This window comes from Rheinheimera oceanensis (assembly GCF_018831085.1).
Lineage (GTDB): Bacteria > Pseudomonadota > Gammaproteobacteria > Enterobacterales > Alteromonadaceae > Alishewanella > Alishewanella oceanensis.
The window spans coordinates 298265-321725 of sequence record NZ_JAGPNM010000005.1; the positions used below are offsets into that span (position 1 = coordinate 298265).

Annotated in this window: 18 protein-coding genes; 12 read left to right on the plus strand and 6 right to left on the minus strand. The window is 48.6% G+C overall.

Annotated features, from left to right (window positions below):
• Positions 1-31: 31 nt before the first annotated feature.
• On the minus strand, positions 32-1888 hold the full coding sequence (locus J3B89_RS13270; protein ID WP_215398078.1) for a M1 family metallopeptidase: 1857 nt from the start codon (positions 1886-1888) through the stop codon (positions 32-34).
• Positions 1889-2018: 130 nt separating this feature from the next.
• Between J3B89_RS13270 and J3B89_RS13275 the strand changes: the two genes are divergently transcribed.
• Both J3B89_RS13275 and J3B89_RS13280 read left to right on the plus strand, forming a co-directional pair.
• Complete coding sequence (locus J3B89_RS13275) at positions 2019-2747, plus strand: SIMPL domain-containing protein (RefSeq protein WP_215398079.1); 729 nt, start codon at positions 2019-2021, stop codon at positions 2745-2747.
• Positions 2748-2832: 85 nt separating this feature from the next.
• Positions 2833-4509, plus strand: a complete 1677-nt coding sequence (locus J3B89_RS13280; protein WP_215398080.1) for a M28 family metallopeptidase — start codon at positions 2833-2835, stop codon at positions 4507-4509.
• A gap of 4 nt (positions 4510-4513) precedes the next feature.
• Here J3B89_RS13280 and J3B89_RS13285 read toward each other — a convergent pair whose 3' ends face one another.
• Complete coding sequence (locus J3B89_RS13285) at positions 4514-5062, minus strand: TetR/AcrR family transcriptional regulator (protein ID WP_215398081.1); 549 nt, start codon at positions 5060-5062, stop codon at positions 4514-4516.
• A gap of 119 nt (positions 5063-5181) precedes the next feature.
• Here J3B89_RS13285 and J3B89_RS13290 point away from each other — a divergent pair, with 119 nt between their 5' ends.
• Complete coding sequence (locus J3B89_RS13290) at positions 5182-5667, plus strand: DUF4199 domain-containing protein (RefSeq protein ID WP_215398082.1); 486 nt, start codon at positions 5182-5184, stop codon at positions 5665-5667.
• A gap of 51 nt (positions 5668-5718) precedes the next feature.
• On the opposite strand, the gene J3B89_RS13295 is transcribed toward J3B89_RS13290, so the two are convergent.
• Positions 5719-6969: an alkaline phosphatase family protein gene (locus J3B89_RS13295; protein ID WP_215398083.1), complete on the minus strand. Its 1251-nt coding sequence runs from the start codon at positions 6967-6969 to the stop codon at positions 5719-5721.
• A gap of 237 nt (positions 6970-7206) precedes the next feature.
• Here J3B89_RS13295 and J3B89_RS13300 point away from each other — a divergent pair, with 237 nt between their 5' ends.
• The 3 genes from J3B89_RS13300 (at position 7207) to J3B89_RS13310 (ending at position 10477) form a co-directional block, all read left to right on the plus strand.
• Entirely contained in the window at positions 7207-8520 is a 1314-nt protein-coding gene (locus J3B89_RS13300; protein WP_215398084.1) for a DUF4397 domain-containing protein, read from the plus strand.
• A gap of 233 nt (positions 8521-8753) precedes the next feature.
• Entirely contained in the window at positions 8754-9053 is a 300-nt protein-coding gene (locus J3B89_RS13305) for a hypothetical protein (protein ID WP_215398085.1), read from the plus strand.
• Between the two features lie 1052 nt (positions 9054-10105).
• A complete protein-coding gene (locus tag J3B89_RS13310) occupies positions 10106-10477 on the plus strand; it encodes a hypothetical protein (protein ID WP_215398086.1) in 372 nt (123 codons plus the stop codon).
• A gap of 63 nt (positions 10478-10540) precedes the next feature.
• Here the strand turns inward: J3B89_RS13310 and J3B89_RS13315 are convergent, their stop codons facing one another.
• On the minus strand, positions 10541-12010 hold the full coding sequence (locus tag J3B89_RS13315) for an OmpP1/FadL family transporter (protein WP_215398087.1): 1470 nt from the start codon (positions 12008-12010) through the stop codon (positions 10541-10543).
• A 284-nt stretch (positions 12011-12294) separates the two neighbouring features.
• Here J3B89_RS13315 and J3B89_RS13320 point away from each other — a divergent pair, with 284 nt between their 5' ends.
• From J3B89_RS13320 to J3B89_RS13340, 5 genes are all read left to right on the plus strand, one after another.
• The gene (locus tag J3B89_RS13320; protein ID WP_215398088.1) at positions 12295-13365 is read left to right on the plus strand and encodes an efflux RND transporter periplasmic adaptor subunit; all 1071 of its coding nucleotides are present in this window, start codon (positions 12295-12297) and stop codon (positions 13363-13365) included.
• 192 nt (positions 13366-13557) lie between these two features.
• A complete protein-coding gene (locus tag J3B89_RS13325; protein WP_215398089.1) occupies positions 13558-16821 on the plus strand; it encodes an efflux RND transporter permease subunit in 3264 nt (1087 codons plus the stop codon).
• A complete protein-coding gene (locus J3B89_RS13330; RefSeq protein ID WP_215398090.1) occupies positions 16818-19871 on the plus strand; it encodes an efflux RND transporter permease subunit in 3054 nt (1017 codons plus the stop codon). Before J3B89_RS13325 ends, J3B89_RS13330 begins: the two co-directional genes overlap by 4 nt.
• Before the next feature lie 279 nt (positions 19872-20150).
• The gene (locus tag J3B89_RS13335; RefSeq protein ID WP_215398091.1) at positions 20151-20729 is read left to right on the plus strand and encodes a TMEM165/GDT1 family protein; all 579 of its coding nucleotides are present in this window, start codon (positions 20151-20153) and stop codon (positions 20727-20729) included.
• A 267-nt stretch (positions 20730-20996) separates the two neighbouring features.
• Positions 20997-21347: a DUF4870 family protein gene (locus J3B89_RS13340; RefSeq protein WP_215398092.1), complete on the plus strand. Its 351-nt coding sequence runs from the start codon at positions 20997-20999 to the stop codon at positions 21345-21347.
• Positions 21348-21398: 51 nt separating this feature from the next.
• On the opposite strand, the gene J3B89_RS13345 is transcribed toward J3B89_RS13340, so the two are convergent.
• Positions 21399-22046, minus strand: a complete 648-nt coding sequence (locus J3B89_RS13345; protein WP_215398093.1) for an energy-coupling factor ABC transporter permease — start codon at positions 22044-22046, stop codon at positions 21399-21401.
• A gap of 53 nt (positions 22047-22099) precedes the next feature.
• Positions 22100-22291, minus strand: a complete 192-nt coding sequence (locus tag J3B89_RS13350; protein ID WP_215398094.1) for a hypothetical protein — start codon at positions 22289-22291, stop codon at positions 22100-22102.
• Between the two features lie 122 nt (positions 22292-22413).
• Here J3B89_RS13350 and J3B89_RS13355 point away from each other — a divergent pair, with 122 nt between their 5' ends.
• Positions 22414-23439, plus strand: a complete 1026-nt coding sequence (locus J3B89_RS13355; RefSeq protein ID WP_215398095.1) for a GlxA family transcriptional regulator — start codon at positions 22414-22416, stop codon at positions 23437-23439.
• The last annotated feature ends 22 nt before the right edge of the window (positions 23440-23461 follow it).

Genomic DNA, 23461 nt, shown 5'->3' on the forward strand with positions numbered 1-23461 from the left:
TGCAGCACCGGCATAGCAGGCGGTTGCTTTGCTACTTTAGTATCTCATCTACCGTACCCTGTGCCAGCGGGTGATAGCCGGGGCGGGCTTTTTCATATACGGCACGGGCAAAGGCGAGGCCTTCAGGCGTAGTGGCCAACTGGCGGTATAGCGGGATAATCAGCTTACGCCTGCCGATATTAACCAGATATTGCTCCAGCGGAGCGGCAATTTCCTGATAGCCGGTTTTTAGTGCCAGCAAATACCAGGCATGGGCTATTTCACTGTTGCCCGATTGCGTCAGGCTGTAGGTGGCGTCCAGTTCGGCCATTTGCTCCGGCGTTATCGTCAGCGGCAGCTTATTAATAAAATACAGCCATTCGTGCACTGTCCAGTTATCGGTGGGCAGGCTGCTTAGTTCACTGTTACCGGCAAGCCAGCTATCGGCATGTTGTTGTACCTGATTAAACGCATCAGACTGTGGCTGTGGCGTACCCTCAGGTAAGCCCGGTTGATAGATCCAGGTTTTTGCTTCATCCAGCGATACTATGCCGGGGTATTTTTGCAGTAAATGCGTGTTTAAGTATTTAACAAAGCGTTCGGTATCCAGGCTTTGAAAGGCGTGGTCGTCAAAGTACTGCCGCACAAAAGGGTCAAACTTATCGCGGCCGAACTTTTGCTCCAGGTACATTAAAAACAACTGGCCTTTGGTGTAGGGCACGCCGCTAAAGGCATCGTCCGGATCACGGCCGTTAAGGTCGATATATAAAATGCTGTCGTTAGCGGGCAGTTCTGCCAGTTCTTCTTTTAAGCCCTGCACCGACAAGGCTTGTTCCATAATGGCGCGATCAACGCCGAATACCTGCTCCATAATGCGGTTTTCGACATAGGAGGTAAAACCTTCGTTCAGCCATAAATCACGCCAGCTGGCGTTAGTTACCAGGTTACCCGACCAGGAGTGCGCCAGTTCGTGGGCAATTAAATTTACCAGGCTGCCATCACCGGCTACTACGGTGGGGGTAATAAAGCTCAGTACCGGGTTTTCCATGCCGCCAAACGGGAAGCTGGGCGGTAATATCAGTAAATCGTAGCGGCCCCAGCGGTAGTCGCCATACAGCTGTTCGGTGGCATCTATCATGGCCTGGGTGCTGGCAAATTCTTCTGCAGACGCTTGCAGAATATAAGGTTCGGCATAAACGCCGGTTTGCTCACTCATGGCTTTAAATTGTAAATCACCGGCGGCAATGGCAATTAAATACGCCGGAATAGCCTGTGGCATAACAAACTGGTAATCGCCATCGCGAATCATGCCCGGTTCATTATTGGCACTCATAATAGCCAGCACATCGTCACGGGTTTGAATGCGGGCGCTGTACGTCATGCGCACGGCCGGGGTGTCCTGAATCGGGATCCAACTGCGGGCATGAATAGCCTGGTTCTGGCTAAACATAAAGGGCGTGGTTTTACCGGCGGTTTGCTCCGGCGTTAACCACTGCAGGCCGGAGGCTTTATCGGTAGAGCTGTAGTAAATACGCAGTGTTTGTGCCTGAAAGGCCGGGCTTACCGTAAGTTTGCTGCCCAGCACCGCATCGCGCTGCCCCAGTGTAAAAGGCACTTTTTGCCAGTTACCGTCGGCTCTTTTGGCGTAAATGCGGTCTATAACCAGATCACGGGTGTCCAGATATACCGTGTTGCTATTGTTGTTTAGCCAGTTAAGTTGTAAATCGGCAAAGCCGGTTAAGGCTTTTTGCTCAAAGTTAACGGCTAAATCCAGATGCAGGTGCTTTACTGTTACCGCATCAACGTTGGCATAGGTATAGGCATCGGTAGCGGCTATCGCACTGGTAGCGATAAAAGCATAGCTGCTGCATACAAAAGCAGTGCTAAGGGTAAGCAGGCGTGCAGACATGGGGTTTCCTTAAAAGCGAAAGAAGGCAGAGTGTAAAGGCAAACTCAGGCCAAATACAACTCTACAAATAGTAACAACTTAAGCCGCGCTGTTTTGCTGTAATGCGCGTTAAATACCACAGGAGTTTCAGATGAAATTAGCCACTATTACCACCGCTCTGGCATTAACCCTTAGCGGCGCCGTGCAGGCCAGCCCGCTGCCGGATTTTCCGTTTATTAATGTTACCGGTGCAGCAAAACTTGAAGTAGCACCCGACAAAGCCCGTATTCAGTTTGTGATCCGCCAAACTGCAGATAAAGCCGATGCTGCTACTGAAGCGGTGTATAAACAGGGGCGCGAACTTATGCAGTTTCTGGCGCAGCAGGGCATTACCGAAGCCGATATTGATGCCGCCCAAATTAATAAAGAAGCCTTGTTTAAAGACTACAACAACAGAGCCATCACCGGTTATGAAGCCAGCCAACCCATTATGGTAACGTTGAACCAGCTAACCAATTATGTTGCTATAATGGATTACCTGTTCAAACAGCCGCAAATTTTCTCTATTAGTGGCAGTTTTGACAGCAGCCAGCGTGAGCAATACGAGCAGCAGTTAAGCGAAAAAGCCAGCGCTGACGCCCGTCGCCGGGCGAACAGTTTAGCTGCGGCACAAGGCGTTAAAATTAGTTCGGTATTTGCTATCAGCGAAGCATCAGGTTGGGGCGCCATGGCCGGTGATTTTGGTTTTGGCGGCGGCTCGGTAAGCTATGGTGTAATGCGCAAAGCCGATATGGCAGAAAGTAGCGGCAGTAACTTAATCGTGCCAAAACATATTCAGTTAGAAAAATCAGTGAATGTAATTTACAAACTTAAGCCCTGATCCGGGTTGTTTGTCTCAATGCTGTCGTGTCCGGCCTGTTAATAGGCTAAGGTAAGCGCTTATATTAGCTGTATAAGGAAACCTGATGACACTTCAGTTCAGCCCTTTGCTGGTAGCTGCACTTAGCGCCAGCCTGTTAGTGGCGTCGTGTTCAAAACAGAATACGCCGCCACCGTCAGTGCAAGAACAACCGTTGTTGCAAACCAGTTTTAACGCCAATTTCGCCGGTTATTTTCAGAAAATAGCCTCAGATGAAATGCAGGGCCGTGCGCCGGCCACTAAAGGCGAAGAGATCACTGTACAGTATCTGGAGCAGCAGTATGCCCGTATTGGCTTAACGCCATACAGTGGCGACAGTTATCGCCAGAGTGTACCGGTAGTGCAGATAGATCCGGTTAAAGTATCGGCATTAACGCTAACTGATAACAGCGGCGCCAGCACTACACTTACTTATAAAACCGATATGATGGCCTGGTCTACCCGGATGCTGGGGCAAATTGATGTTGCCGGTAGCGACGTGGTATTTGTGGGCTATGGCATAGTAGCTCCGGAATATAACTGGAATGACTACGCCGGTTTAGATGTAAAAGGCAAAACCGTGGTAATGCTGGTAAATGACCCCGGTTATGCCACGCAGGATCCGGAGCTGTTTACCGGCAATGCCATGACATACTACGGCCGCTGGACGTATAAATACGAAGAAGCGGCCCGCCAGGGCGCAGCAATGGCGCTGATAGTGCACGAAACCGATGCCGCCAGCTATGGCTGGAATGTGGTAGCGGGCACCTCGCCAATCCGGTTTGAGCTGGCTAACGACAATAAAAACCTGCACAAAACTGAAGTGGAAGGCTGGTTGTCGCTGGATGCGGCTGAAAAACTGTTTGCTGCCAATGGTACCTCGCTGGAGCAACTGCGCCAGCAAGCGCTGAGCAAAGATTTCAAACCGGTAGCACTTAATGCCAAAGCGGCTATCAGCATTAGCAATAATTTGCGTGAACTTAGCTCCAGCAATGTTATTGGCTATATCGAAGGCAGTGAAAAGCCCGATGAGGCCATTATTTATATGGCGCACTGGGATCACTTTGGCCTGGATTTCAGCCGCCCCGATGACAAAGTATTTAACGGTGCCCAGGATAATGCCGGTGGCGTTGCCGCTTTGCTGGCACTGGCTGAGCAGTTTAAAGCCGGCCCGGCGCCAAAACGCTCGGTGGCATTTTTAGCCGTAACGGTAGAAGAGCGCGGCTTACTGGGCTCGGCCTGGTATGCGAGTAACCCCTTATTTGCGTTAAATAAAACCGTAGCCGGCATTAATATGGACGTGATTAACGTGTACGGCCCGATGCGTGATGTCATGGTGTTTGGCTATGGCAGCTCAGAGCTGGAGCCGATACTGGAAAAATACGCTCAGGCACAGAATCGCTATATAGCGCCCGAACCGACACCGCAGGATGGTTTTTACTACCGCTCAGATCACTTTAACCTGGCAAAAAAAGGCGTACCTATGCTGTATGCCCGTGGTGGCGTTGACAGCTTTATCCACGGTAAAGACTGGGGCCTGGAGCAGCGGCGCATTTATGTGCGCGACTACTACCACAAAGTGAATGACGAGTTTGACCCCAACTGGGATTTACGTGGCGCACAGCAGGATTTACACCTGTACTATCAGGTAGGGCACGAGCTGGCCAACAGCGATAGCTGGCCAAACTGGTATCAGGGTAAAGAATTCCGCGCCGTGCGTGATGCTTCACTGGCAGCGCCTTAAGATATTAGTGCCAGAGTGCCAGTTTATGGCCTTGTTTTAGCATATTGCTAAGCAAGGCCGAACTGCGCTGCTGCGCCGCTGAGTTGTCATTTAGCCAGTAAATAAATACCGCTACAAACACACTGCTTAATGCCAGTTCCTGGCCAACTCTTGCCACACCGCTGGCTGTTAAACCGGCAGCTTCGCGCAGCCATTGTACCGTACGGCTGATACGCAAAATACCGCCCAGTTGCAGATGAATATGGCCAGGTTCCAGCTTATACAACAGCATTTGCCCGGTGACTTTATGGCAAGGCGAAAGCGCTGCCAGCCAGCACTGCATGGCCTGTTGCAATCTGGCGGTGGCAGACAAATCAGCACCTATCGGCACACTGAGCATGGCGGCATCTGCGCGGTCAAACCAGGCATCAACCAAATCATCTTTGGTCCGGTAATGGCAATAAATATCAGCCAGGCTGATTTGTAAAGCACCGGCTATCTGTTGCAGGGTTAACTGCTCCCAGCCGGTTTTTGCCGCCAGCTGCAGTGCGGTATCCAAAATTTGTTGGCGCATAAGCTTTACCTGTTATCTGCTGCAGGTTTTAAGTATAGAGCTCTCAGAGCAAACGGCTGGTAAAGCAATATAAAAGCACTATAGTTTTGCAGTGTCTGAGCTATCAGGAATAATACGTTATGCAAAAATATCTGACAGAAATACGCTGGGGCTTTATTTTTACCGCTGTTATGCTGCTGTGGATGTGGTGTGAGCAACTGGCAGGCTTGCACGGCAGGCATATTGCACAGCATGCCACTTATACCAACCTGTTTGCGATACCAGCAATATTGGTTTATGTGCTGGCACTGCGGCAGAAAAAGCTACGCGACTATAGCGGCACTATGAGCTGGAAGCAGGGTATGCAAGCGGGGCTGGTCATCACTTTGGTGGTAGTGCTGTTAAGCCCGGCGGCGCAGTGGCTTACACATATGGTTATTACTCCGAATTATTTTCTTAATATGCAGGCTTATGTCGTGACACAAGGCATGATGACCACGGATCAGGCTTTAGAGTACTTCAGTTTAACTAACTATATGCTGCAAAGCGCAATTGGTGCTGCCATTATGGGGGTGCTGACTTCGGTTATTGTTGCGTTTTTTCTGCGCAGTAAAAGCCAGCACTGAGCCGGAGCTTTTTATCACTGGCCGCAACAGCGGCCAGCGGGGGTAAACAGGTTATTTGGCGTGATCACCCAGCACTGAGTCGGGCCAGGCCGGGTTGCCGTCGTTAGTGGCGGGGGTTAACCCTAATATTCGGCACATCAGGTTATACAGCTCAATATTACTAAACGCAGGAATGGTTTTACCGGCCTTAAATGCCGGCCCGTGGCCAATAAAAATAGCCTGCATATATTCGCTGGCGTTGTCGTAACCATGGCTGCCACTGGTTTTGCCTGCAGCCGCCATTTGCTGGTAATTCGCTTCTGCTTTTTGCTGAATTAACCGCCAGCCTGGCTCGGGGATCACCAGCAGCGGAGCTATACGTTTGCTGCCTTTGTAGTGCCAGCGTGCAGGTAACTCGGTTTTTTTATACACTTTAGCCTGCGGCGGTAAGCTGCGGCTTAACTGCTGATAAATGTGCTCAAGCTTACCCTCTTTAGGGAAGATTGACACAATTTCTGCTGTCCACAGTGTCAGGGCTGCATCGCTGCTGTTAAACAGCTTATCCAGCACGATAGTTTGCTGCGGCGGTGTTTCTACCATGCCATGATCGGATACCAGCATAATATTCAGCTTATTATACAAGCCGCGCTGGGTTAAACCGGCCAGTAAACGGCCTAGCGCCTGATCAACGTCGGCTATTGCGGCGGCTACTTCGGGTGAATTGGGGCCAAAAGCGTGGCCTGCATCATCTACAGCACTAAAATACAATGTTAGAAAACGTGGCCGTTCTGCATCCGGTAAATCCAGCCATTGCAGTACTGAGTCTACTCTTTCATTGTGGCTGACATTGCCATCGTAGCGCTGCCAGTAGCTTGGGCGCACATTTTTTATTGCAGCCTCTGAGCCGGGATAAAAATACGTTGCCGCTTTTACGCCCTGAGATTCAGCTGTAACCCATATCGGTTCACCTTGCCACCAGCGGGCATTGGTGACTTCTTCAGCTTTGCTTAGCCGGAAAGTCGCATCGAAATCAGCATCAAATATATTGTTCTCCACAATGCCGTGGTTAGCCGGGTACAAACCGGTAACAATACTGTAGTGGTTTGGAAAGGTTTTGCTGGGAAATACCGGCTGCATACTGTTTGCCCTTAAGCCTTCCTGCGCCAGCTTCTGTATGTTAGCGGCAGGGTATTGCTGCAGGTAATGTGCGGCAAAGCCATCTATTGAAATCAGCAGCAGGCTGTCGGCTTGTTCTGCTTTAACTGCAGTTGCCGGTATCAGGCTGAATAACAGGGTAATTTGTATAATACGCAACAAGATCATAACTATAAGGTTTTCCGCTAAAAACTGTGTGCAGTGTACGATTTGAATAACAAACTAAAATGACAGAACCGATAAAGTACCAGTTAAACGCTACAAAAGGCAGTGCAAAAACTAAAAGCGTAAAAAGCCAGTTTGTAACTAAGCGTAACCAACTGTTTTGAATGGTAAAGCGCCATAGCGTTCGCCGCGTGAAATCCTTACTCTGAGCCGTTGTTATATTACCCTCAGGAAGATTACATGAAATCAGTTTATTCTTTACGGCTGCTGGCGTTTGGCGCCTTGCTTGGCTTGGCAGGCTGTGGTGGCAGCAGCAGTGATAATGCTACAGCAGAGACTTATCTGCAGTTTTATAATGGTGCTGCCAGTGCTGGCAATACCTCGTTAAAAGCCGGTGATAAAGCAATTGGTAATGCCACTTACGGTGATGTCAGTGCTTTGGTTGCTGTAGCGCCAGATTCTTACACTTTGGAACTGACCGACGTAGCCAGTGCTGACAAGTTACTCACTAAAGAGATGTCACTGGCAGAGGGCAATAAAACGCTGTTTATATTGACACAAAAAGATGAGCAGTTTGATTACCTGAGCCTGAGCTTTAAACGTGATGAAAGTCTGGATAAACAGTTTAAGCTGCATTTGGCCAACTTATCTGCACAGCATCCAACGCTGGATGTTCATCTTAGTGCAGAGAGCAAAGGCTTTGCCGATGCCGAGTTGGTTGATTCGTTATCTTTTCAGGAAGTCAGTTCAGTTGCTGATGGCAAAGAGTTGGGTAAATTTAATGTGTACCTGACACAAGCAGGTGGTAATACGCCACTTTTTGTGGCCAAAGGCGTTAATTTTGCCTACACCAGCAATTATGTATTGATTATACGTGACAAGTTTGGCCCCTTAGCCGGGCAGTTATCTGTGGATGTGGTGCTGAACTCTTCCACCGTAGCAGCTTATGATCACACCGATGCCAGTGCACAGTTCCGTTTATACAATAGCCTGGAGCAGGACATTAACGTTGCACTGGACAACCAGAATGTTGCCAGCGTTGCCAGCGGCCAGTTAAGCGATTATTTACCAGTGGTAAAAGGTGATTACAGTTTATCAGCCCGTGATAGCAACGGCACTTTATTACTAAACAGTGCTTTATTAAGTGTGGCTGCCGGTAACAGTAAAGCGGTGTTGTTATATGCTAATGAGCAACAAAAGGTAGAAGCGTTAAGTGTTACTGAACCCGATAAACCGCAGGTGCAGGCGCATGATGTGGTAGTCGCTAACCTGGTAGCCGATTTTACCCAGCTGCAGTTTTATTTTGTCCGCTCAAACGAAACTATTGCCAATGCCAGATACAACGTGAAAAACCTGGCATTTAAAAAGCAACAAATCCTGAGCCTGCCAAAAGATTACTATGCTATAGCACTGGTACAGGTAGCAGAAAACGGCAGCACCACCTTACTGGATAAAACTGACAGCATAATGTTAACGCCGGGTGAGCACTATATGTTACTGGCCGAGCAGGATGATGCAGCACCATCAGGCTATAAATTAAAGCTGGTGCATTAAGTTAAAACCACTACACACAGTATAAGCGGCGGACTCACGTACAGGTTCGCCGCTCCCCCGCAATTGTGATCTGCTAGTATTAAAATCATTTAATCAATATATACATCCCTCAATGAATTGGCGTATTTGCTTTTTTCAATGTCTTTTGTCAATGAGAGGGGTATGGTTAGAGCTGCGATAGCTACTGCATTAGTAACATAGCTGCTGGTGCCAATGTAGGATTAGCAACTACTGTGGCAAACAATGCTATTGACGGAAATACATTAACTGATGGTGCTGCGAAAAACATGGTGTTGGGAGCTGCTGGTGCTGCCGTTGGCCAAGCACTAGGTGATGTTGCGGATGCCGTAGTTTCATCATTAAAAGGCACGCCATCTCTCGCTGTACAGCAATTAACCTCGCACGTTAATGACGCAACTGGTATGGCTGGTGGTAGTATCAAAGCTACTGGTGTTGGAGAAGCTGTAGCCATATCAGCAGGGAGTTCAACTAATCTTGTTGGAGTTTGTGATAAAACTAATGGGTCTTGTTAGATGATTAATTTGCGAGAGGTATTAAGTAATGTTGTAGCAATTAGTCCCCGTGCAATAGGTATACTTATTGTTATTGGGGGATGGGAGCCAATTTATCAGCTACTCTTGCTATTTAACATCGTCGAACCGATTTTCAGTGGATTCTTCATTACTTTAGGTATTAGCTTTGCCGTTTTGCTTTTTATATTTGATTATATGAAACTGAAGAAACGGCAAAAGCACATGAAAGAGCGTTAATTTCTTTTTTAAATCCAAAGCCTCGCTTGTGCGGGGCTTTGTTTTTCCGGCCTCTTAGATACATTGTCGGGTGGTACTACTGGTGCGGCTTCAAGTGCATTGACACAATTCGCAGATACTGGAACGATTGATACAGGTCAAGTGATGGATTCAGCCGCTAAAGGCGCTGTTCTTGGAGCTATCTCTGGCGGGACGAGTGGGCAGATTCAGTCGAATGCTGCTCAGAAGATATTGGGTAACTCTCGAGCTCAGACCATGTTTACTAGTAGTCAACCGGGAGCTGCCGCAGGAAATATAGCAGGTAATTCTGTAAATGCTATTTTATCTGTAGTAGATAATATTACATCATCGTGCAAAAATAATAATCGGTGCTGAAAATGAATAGTAGGGCTAAATTATTTTTTCGGTATTTTATTTTATATCCGGCATGTAACGTAGTTGCTATGGGGGTAGGGACGGCGCTATTATATTTTTTTCTTAATTGGGATGTAGAGTACGCTGTTGCTTTTTTTAAAGTGTCTTCTGTTTTTTTGGTTTTTCTATTTTTTATATTAAATATAAAGGTGATGTTATCATTGGTTTTTAATGCGCGTCGTTAAGTAGGGTTGAGAGTAATGAAGTTTATAATTATCTCATGGCGTTGTGATAATTTCAGCTAGAAAGAAGGTTAAGCTCACGATAAAGCTAACTGAAGAACAGAGTAAAGGATAGCCTGTTTTTACAGAAACACTAAACTTCATAGAAGAGTTAGGAAATTAGCAATTATTAAACATCCCGTTTTTTATTGACCATTTATCATTTGTGGGAATAAGTTTGTGTTTGCTCGTAATGGTTTTTTAGCTGTATCGGTATTTTTAACCACCTTATCCTCTTGCGTAGTTAATGAAAATGTAGAGGATATACTGAGTAACAGAGAAAGTTATATCGATAAAATTGTCTCAGTTAATGGAACTCTACGTAATTATGAAGGTGTTCTCTCATTATGTGATGATCTGGTAAATGATACTTGTTTGCCGCTAGAGATAAAATCGGAAGACTATGATGGTATAAGCCATGCTCTGGGGAGTAAGGTGGTGATTAAAGGCGTTTATCTGGACCATGATTACAAGGAGGTAAATGGGAACTTAGCTTTTATTCCTTCGAGAATATTAGTAAATAGCTATATTGTTTTGGAAAAAACAAATTAGTGTTACTTTTCCTGGCTCGGGGGAAAGCCGCAATGTCAGCGTGGCAAGGCGGCTTTAGCAGAGTTAAAAGCGGTAATTGGCCTGAATGGCAAACAGCTGGCCTCTATTGCTGTAATCACCCTGATAGCCGCTGTTATACAAGGCTTGATCCTGCACATTGTATTCACGCTCGTTTACACTTACATCGCCGGTAAACAGGTAGCCATAGGCAAAATCCAGGCTCAGGTTGTCGGCTAACTGCCAGTTAGCGCCTATTGTTACCCATACCCGATCATCGGTTGGAATACGCGCGGTTTTGTGTTCCTGGCTGATGGGGTTTTCATCAAAGGCCACACCAGCTTTTAACGTTAAATCGCTCTGATAAACATAGGTAGCGCCAAGGGCAAATGACCAGCTGTTTTGCCAGTACTCCGGGATATAACCAATATAACCTTCGGCATTCAGGTTTGCCGGTGATTGGGTGCTTAATGAAATACTGGGGTTAGCATCGTCGCTGACAATATCAATACTTTGAAATTTGCTCCACTGGGTCCAGGCTGCGCTAAATTGCAGTGACAGGGCTTCGGTTACCTGCTGATCCAGGCTAAAAGCAGCACTGGCCGGGGTGGTTAATGCCAGCTTGCTGGCTTCAGTAAGGCGGCTGTTTGCCGCCAGTTTGCCGGTAGATAAATCAATAGCCGGCAGGTGTGGTGCCACAACAACATAGTTAGGGTTGCCCACCACATTGGCACCGGTAATAGGGGTGTTGGTAATTTCTGAATCACCCTTTAAGGTAAAACGCACTGCCGAATGGTAGGTTAATGCCAGGCGGGTGCCGGTAACCGGCTCACCATGAATACCCAGCGTATAACCAAAGGCAATATCGTTGCCTTCTACTTTGTAGTGGCTGTTGCAATAAGCATCGTTATAAACCGGTGCACCAAACATAGCGTTAGTGGTTTGCTCACCCAGCTCACACAAGCCGCTGTGATCTTTAAATTTAGATAAAGTACCTTCAGCGCGGTTAATCGAAATACCACCGCCGACAGACCATTGCTCATTTAATTTATAACCGATAGCGGGCTGCAGGCTTAATACCTGTACGGCAGTTTCATCGGCAAAGTAGCGGCCAACAAAATCATCATCGTAATCAGACGACAAACCAAAGGGCACATAAAAACCAATACCCCAGCTTAATGTGTCTGACACTTTATCGCTGTAAAACACAAAAGGTACCAGTTCATTCAAACTATTTTCACCGTCGGTACGACCAACAACAGACTGGCCATTAGCACTTTGTGCCTGCGCATTGCGGTAATTGGTCTTAGCGTTAATCAGGTTAAGGCCACCGGACAATTGCGCGCCGTCCAGTTGGGTTAAGGCTGCCGGGTTAGAGTAAACCAGAGTAGCGTCAGTAATTTGCGCACCACGGCCAGCATAAGCATTACCCATACTGCTGACCGATTGTTCAAATAATTTATAACCTTCAGCGTGGGCCGTCACACTGATAAGGGCGGAAAAAACAGCTAAGGACACGGCAGATTTTCTAAGCATATATACACCTGTTGAATGAGAAAAAGAGCGCAGTATAAAGAGGTCAGACCATAGAGTACAGGCTCTAGCTCTCACGTAATTGTAGTTTGGTCGTGCTGAACGTGATGTTAATGACTAAAAATTAGTGTTTTTAACCAAGTAAAACCGGCATTAAGAATGGAGAGTTGCATGAGTGTTTTTTATATCGTTGAAAATATTAATGAATTTCTTTTTTTTGGTGCTGGCATGGCCTCTGCATTAGCTGTGCTAACTTGCTCAGTTTTTTGTTTTCCAAAGGATGAATCATGAAAACGTCACACAGTTTCAAACTTACCGCTGCTGCCGCCATTCTGGCCAGTATTTTATTAACCGGCTGCAATCAGGCCAACAGTTCAACAGCCGCCACGACGGCTGAGGCTGTTATCGCCGTACCGGTAGAAGCCGCTCTGACCCGCACTGGCGAGATCAGCAGCAGTTACCGCACCACGGCCACACTGGAAGCGCGAGCTGAGGCAGAGGTTATCAGCAAAGCCGTAGGCATAGTGCAACGTATTCTGGTGGAAGAGGGCGATGAAGTTAGCGCTGGCCAGTTACTTGCCGTGCTGGACAACGAGCGTCAGCAATACAGCCTGAATAAAGAAAAAGCTGAATTAAACCGCCTGAGCAGCGAGTTAAAACGGATGGCAGAAATGCACCAGCGTAAACTGATCAGTGCCGACGTATTTGAAAAACTGCAGTGGCAGCATGATGCACTGCAGGCTACGGTAAACCTTGCTGAGCTGGCACTGAAAGAAACCGAAATTCGCGCGCCGATAAGCGGTGTGGTATCACGCCGTTATGTTAAAACCGGCCAACTGGTAAATCAGCATGTTACCCAGTCATTGTTTCATATAGTGTCTAACCAGCAACTGGAAGCGGTGGTGCATTTGCCTGAGCAGCAACTGGCGCAGGCCCGTGTTGGCCAAACCGCGTTGCTGCAATTTGCCGGTATGACACCGGTAAGTGCTGAGCTGGTGCGTATTTCGCCGGTAGTGGATGCTGGCTCTGGCACGGTGCGGGCAGTATTAAAAGTGGCTAATGAACAGCAGCAGTTAAAACCAGGTATGTTTGCCCAGGTGCAGTTGCAGTTTGATGTTAAAGCCGATGCATTATTATTGCCCAAACGCGCACTGATGAACACTGACAACAACCAGACTGTGTTTGTGATTGACAGCGAAAACAAAGTTAGCCGTAAGCAGGTGCATTTGGGGTATCAGGCTGATAATACTGTAGAAATACTGTCAGGCCTGGCGGTAGGCGATCAGGTGGTGATTGCCGGGCAGTCAGCCCTGAAAGATGATGCGCTGGTAAATGTGGTAACAGTACGCGAGTTTTAATAGCCGGACTTTATCAGCGAGAATCGGCTTACCCTAAGCCAACCGTTGCAGGCCAGGAAGGCCGAATCGAGCCCCCAGGGATGGGTTCACGGCGTGTTGGTGTGGGTAAACCGGTTCTCGCCAACTCAAGTGACTCAACTACACACTTTTGAATAATTAAAACAATAATATAAGCACACAGGACCTGATGCCATGAAGCTGGTTGATATAGCTGTAACCCGCCCCGTTACTATCTGGATGTTTACACTGGGTATTTTACTCTTTGGTTTGGTGGCCGCCGGCCGCCTGGCAGTAAATTTACTGCCGGATTTATCTTACCCGTCGTTAACCGTACGTACTGAATTTGTTGGTGCTGCCCCGGCTGAAGTAGAGCAGTTGGTTAGCAAGCCGATTGAAGAGTCTGTCGGTATTGTTAAAGGCGTGCGCAAAGTACAGTCGGTGTCGCGCTCTGGCCGCTCTGATGTGGTAATGGAGTTTGACTGGGGCACAGATATGGATCTGGCGGCGCTGGAAGTACGGGAAAAACTCGATGTACTGCTGCTGCCACTGGAAATTGAAAAGCCGTTGCTGCTGCGCTTTAACCCCAACCTTGACCCCATAGTGCGGCTGGCATTAAGCCGTGATAACGCCGGTGAAGCGCTAAGCCCGGCGCAACTGGTTAGCCTGCGTACTTTTGCCGAAGAAGATTTACGCCGGGCGCTGGAGTCATTACCCGGCGTAGCCGCCGTGCGGCCGGATGGTGGTTTAAGCCAGGAAATCCAAATTTTGCTTAATCCGGAAAGGCTCAGCCAGTTGCAGCTGGATATCAGCCAGATCACCGAGCGCTTACGCCAGGAAAACCTCAATCAGGCCGGTGGCCGGTTAGAAACGCCCAGTTATGACTATCTGGTGCGTACCATTAACCAGTTTGCCAACCTGCAGCAAATTGAAAACTTATATGTGGCAGAAGTAGGTGGCAGCCAGATCCGTTTATCAGATATTGCAGAGGTGCGCGACAGCTTTGTTGACCGTCAGAGTATTACTTATATAGATGGTAAAGAAGCGATAGAAGTCGCCATTTATAAAGAGGGCGATGCCAATACTGTACAGGTGGCGAAAACTCTGCTGGCGCAATTACCGCAACTGGAAAAATCCCTGCCTGCCGGTTACCGTTTAACGCTGGTGTATGATCAGTCAGAATTTATTAAACAGGCCATTGATGAGGTGAAATCTTCCGCCATTATCGGTGGTTTGCTGGCGATGCTGGTGTTGTATCTGTTTTTACGTAACGTCTGGGCCACGCTGATTATCTCAGTATCAATACCGGTATCGGTTATTGCTACCTTTAATCTGATGTACGGTCAGGGTATTACGCTGAATATGATGAGCCTGGGCGGTATAGCGCTGGCAGTAGGTTTGCTGGTTGATAATGCCATAGTGGTGCTGGAAAACATTGCCCGGCACAAAGAACAAGGCAAAGATGCCTTTACTGCCGCTAAAACCGGCACCCGTGAAGTGGCGATGGCCATTACGGCCTCTACATTAACTACGGTGGCGGTGTTTTTCCCGCTGGTGTTTGTTGAGGGGATCGCCGGGCAGTTGTTCCGCGATCAGGCATTAACGGTGACCTTTGCCTTACTGGCCTCGTTAGTGGTGGCGTTAACCCTTATTCCTACAATGGCCGCACGCGAGGGTAAGGCTAAAATTGATGCATCGGTGCCGGTATCAGAGCCAGGCGCAGCGCCACAAATCCGCCGCTGGTATTACTGGCCAACCTGGCCACTGCGTATGCTGGGCCGGGCACTACGCGGTTTAATGTTGCTGCTGGTTGCGGCGCTAACCTTAGTATTTCGTCTGGTTAGCCGCACTCTGGCACTGGTATTTAAACCTCTGCTTTGGGCGGTGCAGTGGCTGCTTAACCGGCTGGAATCACTGTACCGCTTTGCGCTGCAAGGTGCATTGGCGCTAAAAGGCGTAACGATAGTGGTTACACTGGCACTGGCCGGTGCCTGCTTTGCGCTGTTACCGCGCCTGGGTGCTGATGTAATACCGGCTATGAGCCAGGGCGAGTTTTATGTTGAAGTACAACTGCCGGTAGGCAGTTCTATTGAGCAAACCGACAAAGTATTGGTGCGCCTGGCGGCGATTGCGGCAGAGCAAAGCGTGGTAAAACGCAGCTATGCCCAGGCCGGTACCGGCGCACAAATGACCGTTGACCCCAGCATCGGCGGCAGCCACTGGGGCCGCTTGAATATAGTGCTGCAACATGGTACCGATGCGCAACAAGAGCAGCAGGTAATAGCCACCTTACGTGACTACCTGGCACAACTGCCTGATGTTACGGTAAAAATAGACAGGCCACAGCTATTTAGCTTTAGCACGCCGCTGGAGGTGGAATTATCCGGCTATGAACTGCCAGAGCTGAAAACTGCTGCCGACAATCTGGTTGCTGCGCTGGAAGCTGATGCGCGTTTTACTGATGTAAAAACCAGCCTGCGCCCTGGCCAGCCTGAAATTACGCTGTATTTTAACCATGGTTTGCTGTCGCAACTTGGCATGACATCGCACGAAGTCGCCAAAAGAGTGGCGGCTTATGTAGGGGGGGAGCTGGCCGGGCAGTATTCGGTAAATGATCGTAAAGTGGATATCCGCGTGCGGTTAGCCGAGCAATACCGCCAAACCGAACAGCAACTGGCACAGCTTATTATTAACCCCGGCAGCGCCAGGCCGTTGCCGTTGTCTGCCGTAGCCCGCATTGAGCGCGAAACCGGCCCCAGCGAAATTACCCGCATTGGCCAGCAACGGGTTGCCGTGGTAAGTGCTAACCTGGCCTTTGGTGATTTAGAGCAAGCTACACAAAGTGCGGCCGCTATTTTAGCTGCCCAGCGTTTGCCCTACGGCGTAACGGCGGCGGTTATGGGCCAAAGCGAAGAAATGCAGCGTGCTTATACCTCATTAACTATGGCGTTGTTACTGGCAGTATTTTTGGTGTATCTGGTTATGGCATCGCAATTTGAAAACCTGCTGCAACCGCTGTTGATCCTGTTTACCGTACCACTGGCCGGAGCCGGTGCCATTCTGGGCTTATGGCTTACCGATACCAGATTGTCTGTTATCGTATTTATAGGCCTTATTATGCTGGCCGGTATAGTGGTTAATAATGCCATTGTACTGATTGACCGCATCAATCAGCTGCGTGGCGAAGGCATAGCATTACAACAGGCGGTTATTGAAGCCGGTGCCAGCCGTTTACGGCCGGTATTAATGACCACTTTAACTACCATTCTGGGGCTGTTACCAATGGCACTGGGCGGTGGTGATGGCAGTGAAATCCGCGCACCTATGGCAATTACCGTGATCTTTGGTTTGGCACTTGCCACTATGCTGACCCTGCTGTTTATACCGGTGTTGTATGCGTTGGTTAGCCGTGATACTCCGGCTGTACAGCACAGCAGCAATCAGGAGATCAGCGTATGAGCCAGCAACCGCTTGCTATAACCCGTTTTGCGCTGACACGGCCGGTTACCATTTGCATGATATTTTTATCAATGCTGGTGTTTGGTGTCATTGCCAGCCGTATGTTGCCGCTGGAGAAATTCCCCGGCATTGATATTCCGCAAATTTTTATTAATGTACCGTACAACAATGCTACGCCAACTGAAATTGAGCGGCTTATCACCCGGCCGCTGGAAGAGGCACTGGCCACGGTAACCGGGATTAAGCAAATGCGTTCCTGGTCAAATGAAAACAGCGCTGAGGTGTCGCTGGAATTTAAATGGGAAGAAAACATTAACAGCAAAAGCATTGAGGTGCGCGAACGGTTAGACAGTATCCGTCATTTGCTGCCCAAAGATGTTGAGCGTGTGCTGGTATTTCAGTTTAACACCAACGATATGCCGATCTTTCAGCTGCGTATTTCCAGCGAACGCGACCTGGCGATGGCGTACGATCTGCTGGAGCGGCAAATAAAACGGCCACTGGAGCGGGTGCAGGGCGTATCTAAAGTTGAGCTGTACGGTGTAGAAAAGCGCCAGGTGGTGATCCGGCTTAACCCCGATAAAATGCGCGCACTGAATATAGATGCAGCAGCACTGGTAAGCACGCTGCAGGGCTATAACTTCGCCATGACCGCCGGAGAGCTGCGCAATATTGATAACAGTATTCTGGTAAAACCGGTAGGCGAGTACCGTGAGCTGGAAGAAATCGCTTCGTTACCGCTGCGCCCCGGCTTAAGTTTACGTGAAGTGGCTACAGTGCAACTGGAGCTGCCAAAACGTGAAGATGGCCGCCATCTGGATCAAACCTATGCCGTGGGCATGAATGTATATAAAGAGTCGGGCGCTAACCTGGTTGAAGTGGCCAAAGCTGCGCTGGCAGTAGTGCAGGCTGCAGACGACGATCCGGCCTTTAATGGCATCAGCCTGTACATTATGGACGACACCGCCAAAGGCGTAACAACTTCGCTGGCCGATTTACTCAGCGCCGGTGGCGTAGGGGCGCTGTTATCCTTTGCCGTGCTGTATCTGTTTTTGCGTCATATTGGCACCACTATGGTGGTGGTACTGGCAGTGCCGGTATCTATTTGTATTGCACTGGGCATTATGTACTTCTTTGGCTATAGCTTAAATATTCTCAGCATGATGGGGCTGATGCTGGCAGTGGGTATGCTGGTTGATAACGCGGTAGTGGTAACGGAAAGTATTTTTCGTGAGCGCGCGGCCGGTGGTGATGTTAAAGCCGCCACTGCACGTGGTGTGCGCCGGGTAAGCCTGGCGGTAGTGGCCGGTACGGCAACTACTGCGATTGTATTTTTGCCGAATATTGTTGGCCAGAAAATGCAACTGACCATTTTTTTAGAGCACGTAGCTATTGCCATTTGCCTGTGTCTGGCGGTTAGCTTGCTGATTGCCTTAACTCTGATCCCGCTTTTAACCACCCGCCTGACCATGCAACCGGTAAAACAACAACAGGTTGGTGCGCTGGAAGCGAAATACCGTAAAACACTGGGCTGGGTTATGTATCATCCGCGCTGGTCGGCGCTTATTGCTGTGTTGTTGCTTGGCAGCATAGTGGTACCTATGGGCGCGGTATCGGGCGGAGATAACGACAACGAAGATACCGACCGTATTTTTTTAAATTACAATGTGCAGGGTAATTATGCGTTGGCAGAAGTAGAAGCTGAAGTCAGCATTATGGAGGCCTATTTATATGCCAACAAAGACAAATTTGATATTGAGTCGGTTTACAGTTATTACCGGGCCGGTTATGCCAACTCGATTATTATTTTAAAACCACAGCTAAGCCAGCCTCTGGCGCAGCTAAAAGATGCTATCCGCAAAGACTGGCCTGCGCTGGTAAGGTCTAAACCGTCTTTTGGCTGGGGCAACAATGGCGGCATGCAGGTGCATTTGCTGGGCAGTTCTACTGAAGTACTGCTAAAACTGGCTGCCGATATTGAGCCTATGCTGGCTGCTGTTACCGGCTTGGAGGATGTCAGCTCTGAAATTGCGCTGGGCCAGCAGGAAATTCAGATCACCTTAAAGCTTGACCAACTGCAGCGCCACGGTTTAAACGCACAGCAGGTGGCTAATGCCGTATCGCTGGCGCTGCGTGGTACCAACCTGCGTACCTTTCGCAGTGCCGAGCAGGGGGAACTGTTAATGCGGGTGCTGTACGATGAAAAGGTAAGCCATTCGCTGGCTGAATTGTCGGCATTGCCAATCCTGACCAAAGACGATGTTGTTATCAGCTTACAACAACTGGCTGAACTGACAATTGCCCCGAGGCTGGATCAAATTCGCCGCTTTGACCGTCAAACCGGCATCGCCATCAGAATGAATCTGGCGAAAGATTATAAAATGGATACGGCACGTGAAGACATTAAAAAGGTGATGGATAAGCTGGCATTGCCGCCGGGCTATCGCTGGTCGTTTCAGGGCAGTTTTCAGCAACAGGATGAATCGCAGCAGGTGATGATGGTTAATATGTTACTGGCTGTGGCTATGATCTACCTGGTAATGGCGGCGTTATTTGAATCCCTGCTGTTACCTACAGCCGTAATAGGCTCGTTGTTGTTCTCGCTGGTAGGCGTGTTCTGGACCTTTATGTTTACCGGCACCACCATGGGCATTATGGGTATGATAGGCATGCTGGTGCTGATGGGCATAGTGGTAAATAACGGCATAGTGCTGGTAGACAGGATCAATCAGGACAGACAAGAGCAACCGGAAGCAACATTGCGTGAGCTGATTATCAGTGCCAGCGAATCACGGTTACGGCCAATACTGATGACCGTATCTACCACCGTTTTGGGCTTATTACCGCTGGCTATGGGGGGCACCCAAATAGGCGGTGACGGCCCAAGCTATGCACCAATGGCCATTGCTATTATCGGTGGCTTGCTGTTTTCAACCCTGACCAGTTTAGTGCTGGTGCCACTGACATACTGGGGCCTGGTTAACCTTATCAACACCTGGGCCAGCTGGCGTGCCAATGCCAAACGCTGGGCGGATAAAGTATGGGCCTGATGATTTATGGTGTGTTGATGTGGGCAAACCGTGTCATGTGGGAGGTGGCAGATTAGCGCTTTACAGCAGCGCGCAAACTCACTAGAATGCGCGCTGCCTTAAGGGAGTAATCTACGGTGTGGTTAACACACCGGGTTGCGGTCAACATACTTGTGCCTCAATGCACATGGCCGTAACGTTCAGAGCCTGCTTTGAATTGATGAGACTTAAGACACACTACCGGCCCAAAGCGGGAGCCGGTGTTGTGTCTTATGTTTATGTCCCGCTAAGGTGCAGTTGATGGAAGCCTTTTTATCCTCTTTTACCGCCGTAGCTATTGCTGAAATTGGCGATAAAACCCAGCTACTCTCTTTATTTCTTGCTGCCAGATTTCGCTCTAAAAGCGCAATTATTGCCGGTATTCTAGTGGCTACTTTGCTTAATCATGCTGCTTCGGCCTGGTTAGGGGTCTGGATAGCGCAGTTTATTCCGCCAGGCTGGCAAAACTGGCTGCTGGGTGGCTCTTTCATTGTTGTGGCGCTGTGGCTGTTAATTCCTGACAAAGATGACAGCGGTGATTCCAATGTACTGCGGTTTGGCGCTTTTGCTGCCAGCTGCATTTTGTTTTTTCTGGCCGAAATTGGCGATAAAACCCAAATAGCTACTGTAATACTGGCCGCCAGTTTTGAAAATGCGGTATGGATGGTTATTGTTGGCACTACGCTGGGTATGCTGGCTGCCAATGTGCCTGTAGTGTATGCCGGTAGTTGGTTATTGCAGAAAATATCGCTGCACTGGGCGCGCCGGGCTGCCTGCGCAGTATTTATGCTGCTCGGGTTTTATATTATCTGCTCTGACCAGCTTATGATGTTAGGGTAAATAGCTGTTTAGCGCATTGAAGCTGTTGATTAAGCTTGTATTTACCGATATGTTACTTAACGAAACTGTTGAGTCAGCTTATACCCGTCATCCTTGACGCTGCAGCGGTGTTGGCCACCTTCACGAACCCCAATCGCATAGACAGCTATGCTCATGGGGATTCATTCAGTTGCCGCCTATCTGCATCCTCAATGATTTTGGGTATAACACTGGGTTGACGCTGGTTTTATTAAAAATAACAATAGCTGAAGTAAAGGAGACTAAGTCATGAATGACTTTAATGCAGTGCCGGCAGTCAATTCGTCAACAGCAAAGCTGGTGTATATTTTATATCTGGTAGGCCTGGTATTTGGTATTACCGGTATTATCGGCGTTATCATTGCTTATGTTAATAAAGAAGATGGCCCGGAGTGGTTGCAAAGCCATTATCGCTTTCAAATCCGTACTTTCTGGATGGGGCTGGTATTTTTAATTGCCGCAGCAGTACTGACTGTCGTGCTGATTGGCTGGCTGGTTTGGCTGTTTTGGGTAGTCTGGTTAATTATCCGCAGCGTTAAAGGGCTAAAACAGCTGGAAAAACAAGAGCCGGTGCTGGACGAACAAAGCTGGATGTTTTAAGCATCTAACATTAAAAAGCGAAGCCGGGTGCTTCGCTTTTTTGTGCCTGCTTTAACGCTCAGGTGATAAATACTCCCTGTCATAAAAGGTGCGCAACCAGTGTGGCCGGTAAATGGCCATCAGCGTTATTGCACTGCCATTTAGCAGGGCTTCGGGAAACCAGATCAGCAGCGCTAATAGCCAGTAATCATTGGCTATAATATGCCAGCTGTAGCGCCCTTCGAGGCCAAACCACAGTGATGTCAGGCTAATTTGCAGTACTATCGTTAGTGCCGCTGTAAGAAAGCCTGCGACAAAAATATACACAAACAGGTGCCTTACTAAGTAGCGGTAGCTGGCTAAAAACAAGGTATAACTAAATAAGCCAGGCAGAATAAAGCTGGTCAGCGCATATAAACCGGCATCTGCCCAGTGCAGTTTGCCAAAACCAATCAGTAACAGCATTGGCAGCAGGCAAATCCAGATAGCAATTCGCCAGCCATGGCAGAGTACCAGCGTAGTCAGCAGCAAAAAATGCAAATTCAGCCCGTCTTTAATACCGGCCTGCACACTCCACAATAAACTCAGTACAACGGCTGAGGCTAAAACAAAATGCTGATAACCCGGCTCGGCTTTCAGTTTGGGTAAAAACTCGCGTGGATAAAAGTACAGTAAAACGGCCAATGCACTCAGGGTGCCTGCAATTTGCCAACTGGTCATCGTTTGGTATTCCGCCGTAATAACACGGGTTAATTGTAACGGCTGTTTGCTACTCAGTCATCGCTGTTATGGTCAGAATACTCCAGATAACGGCCAGCCCCCAGTGCTGTGCTGATCAGCAACACTGGTATGGCAACAAAGTGCATCATCAGCGATAACTCTGCGGCAAAGTTGATCCAGAAAATCACCAGCCAGCTCATCAGCCATGTGGCTATAGCCAGCCATTTTGTTGTAAGGCTACTCATACTGCCTCCTGCTTGCATTATTTAGGTCACGGCTATTCTAGTTCTTGCCTTTGCAGTAATGCAGTGTCACTATTGATAAAAATAAGGTGAATAGTGACAAATTGCCTGCACAGGATAAACCGATGAAACAGATTGCCATTCTGGCTAACCACAACAGTATCTGCAGCGATGTATTTGCGCTGCTGGATTATTTTGAATATTGCAACGTGCTGTGGGCATTGCAGCAGCAAACTGTAGCGCCGCTGTTTCATTGTTATCTGGTGTCGCCAGATGGTACGGCGCTTAAATTAAAGCCGGGTGTGGAATTAGCGGTACAGCCGCATCCGTGGCAGCAAGCCGATGCGCTGATTCTGGTGCCGGCTTATGCATACCGGCGCACTGAACTGGCGGCGCTGGCCGCACAATCAAATGCCTATTACCCTGGTTTACATCAGGCGGCAGAGCGGGGCAGTTTAATTGCTGCCAGCTGTACCGGTACTTATATACTGGCAGGCAGTGGCTTGCTGGATCACCGCAAAGCCACCAGCAGCTGGTTTTTTAAAGATATATTTAAAAGTTTGTACCCCAATGTGCATTTGCAGCTGAACAAGCTGCTGGTGCAGGATGGCAACCTGCTAACTGCCGGGGCTACCACCTCTTATATTAATTTATGCCTGGCGCTAACCGAACAGTTGGCCGGCGAGCAGTTTGCCCGGCAGATGGCAAAAATTATGCTGACCGATCCCAACCGTACCTCGCAGGTACCTTATATGGATTTATCTGTTGGCTTGCAGCATAACGACTCATTAGTAGTGCAAATACAAAGCTACCTTAGCCAGCATCTGGCGCAGCCTTTTGTACTGGATCAGCTGGCAGAGCAGTTTCACCTGACCAAGCGCACCTTACTACGCCGTTTTAAAACCGCACTAAATGACACACCACTGAATTATTTGCAGCGCTTACGGGTAGAGCAGGCCAAGCGCTTGCTGGAAACCACTAACCAGCCAATAGAGCAGATAGTACTGCAAGTGGGCTACGAAGATGTCAGCTCGTTTCGCAAGTTATTTATTAACTACACCGAACTTACCCCCAGCCAATACCGGCAAAAGTTTATGCTGGGCGACACCTTTCACTGCTGCCCGACAGAGCACCTTGTTGCAGAAGCCTGAAAAATAATTTTAGCATTAGCTT

Excerpts from the sequence above, each read along its gene's own strand:
- J3B89_RS13270 (WP_215398078.1), bottom strand. The coding sequence starts at position 1,888 with ATGTCTGCACGCCTGCTTACCCTTAGCACTGCTTTTGTATGCAGCAGC.
- J3B89_RS13275 (WP_215398079.1), top strand. The coding sequence starts at position 2,019 with ATGAAATTAGCCACTATTACCACCGCTCTGGCATTAACCCTTAGCGGC.
- J3B89_RS13280 (WP_215398080.1), top strand. The coding sequence starts at position 2,833 with ATGACACTTCAGTTCAGCCCTTTGCTGGTAGCTGCACTTAGCGCCAGC.
- J3B89_RS13285 (WP_215398081.1), bottom strand. The coding sequence starts at position 5,062 with ATGCGCCAACAAATTTTGGATACCGCACTGCAGCTGGCGGCAAAAACC.
- J3B89_RS13290 (WP_215398082.1), top strand. The coding sequence starts at position 5,182 with ATGCAAAAATATCTGACAGAAATACGCTGGGGCTTTATTTTTACCGCT.
- J3B89_RS13295 (WP_215398083.1), bottom strand. The coding sequence starts at position 6,969 with ATGATCTTGTTGCGTATTATACAAATTACCCTGTTATTCAGCCTGATA.
- J3B89_RS13300 (WP_215398084.1), top strand. The coding sequence starts at position 7,207 with ATGAAATCAGTTTATTCTTTACGGCTGCTGGCGTTTGGCGCCTTGCTT.
- J3B89_RS13315 (WP_215398087.1), bottom strand. The coding sequence starts at position 12,010 with ATGCTTAGAAAATCTGCCGTGTCCTTAGCTGTTTTTTCCGCCCTTATC.
- J3B89_RS13320 (WP_215398088.1), top strand. The coding sequence starts at position 12,295 with ATGAAAACGTCACACAGTTTCAAACTTACCGCTGCTGCCGCCATTCTG.
- J3B89_RS13325 (WP_215398089.1), top strand. The coding sequence starts at position 13,558 with ATGAAGCTGGTTGATATAGCTGTAACCCGCCCCGTTACTATCTGGATG.
- J3B89_RS13330 (WP_215398090.1), top strand. The coding sequence starts at position 16,818 with ATGAGCCAGCAACCGCTTGCTATAACCCGTTTTGCGCTGACACGGCCG.
- J3B89_RS13335 (WP_215398091.1), top strand. The coding sequence starts at position 20,151 with ATGGAAGCCTTTTTATCCTCTTTTACCGCCGTAGCTATTGCTGAAATT.
- J3B89_RS13340 (WP_215398092.1), top strand. The coding sequence starts at position 20,997 with ATGAATGACTTTAATGCAGTGCCGGCAGTCAATTCGTCAACAGCAAAG.
- J3B89_RS13345 (WP_215398093.1), bottom strand. The coding sequence starts at position 22,046 with ATGACCAGTTGGCAAATTGCAGGCACCCTGAGTGCATTGGCCGTTTTA.
- J3B89_RS13350 (WP_215398094.1), bottom strand. The coding sequence starts at position 22,291 with ATGAGTAGCCTTACAACAAAATGGCTGGCTATAGCCACATGGCTGATG.
- J3B89_RS13355 (WP_215398095.1), top strand. The coding sequence starts at position 22,414 with ATGAAACAGATTGCCATTCTGGCTAACCACAACAGTATCTGCAGCGAT.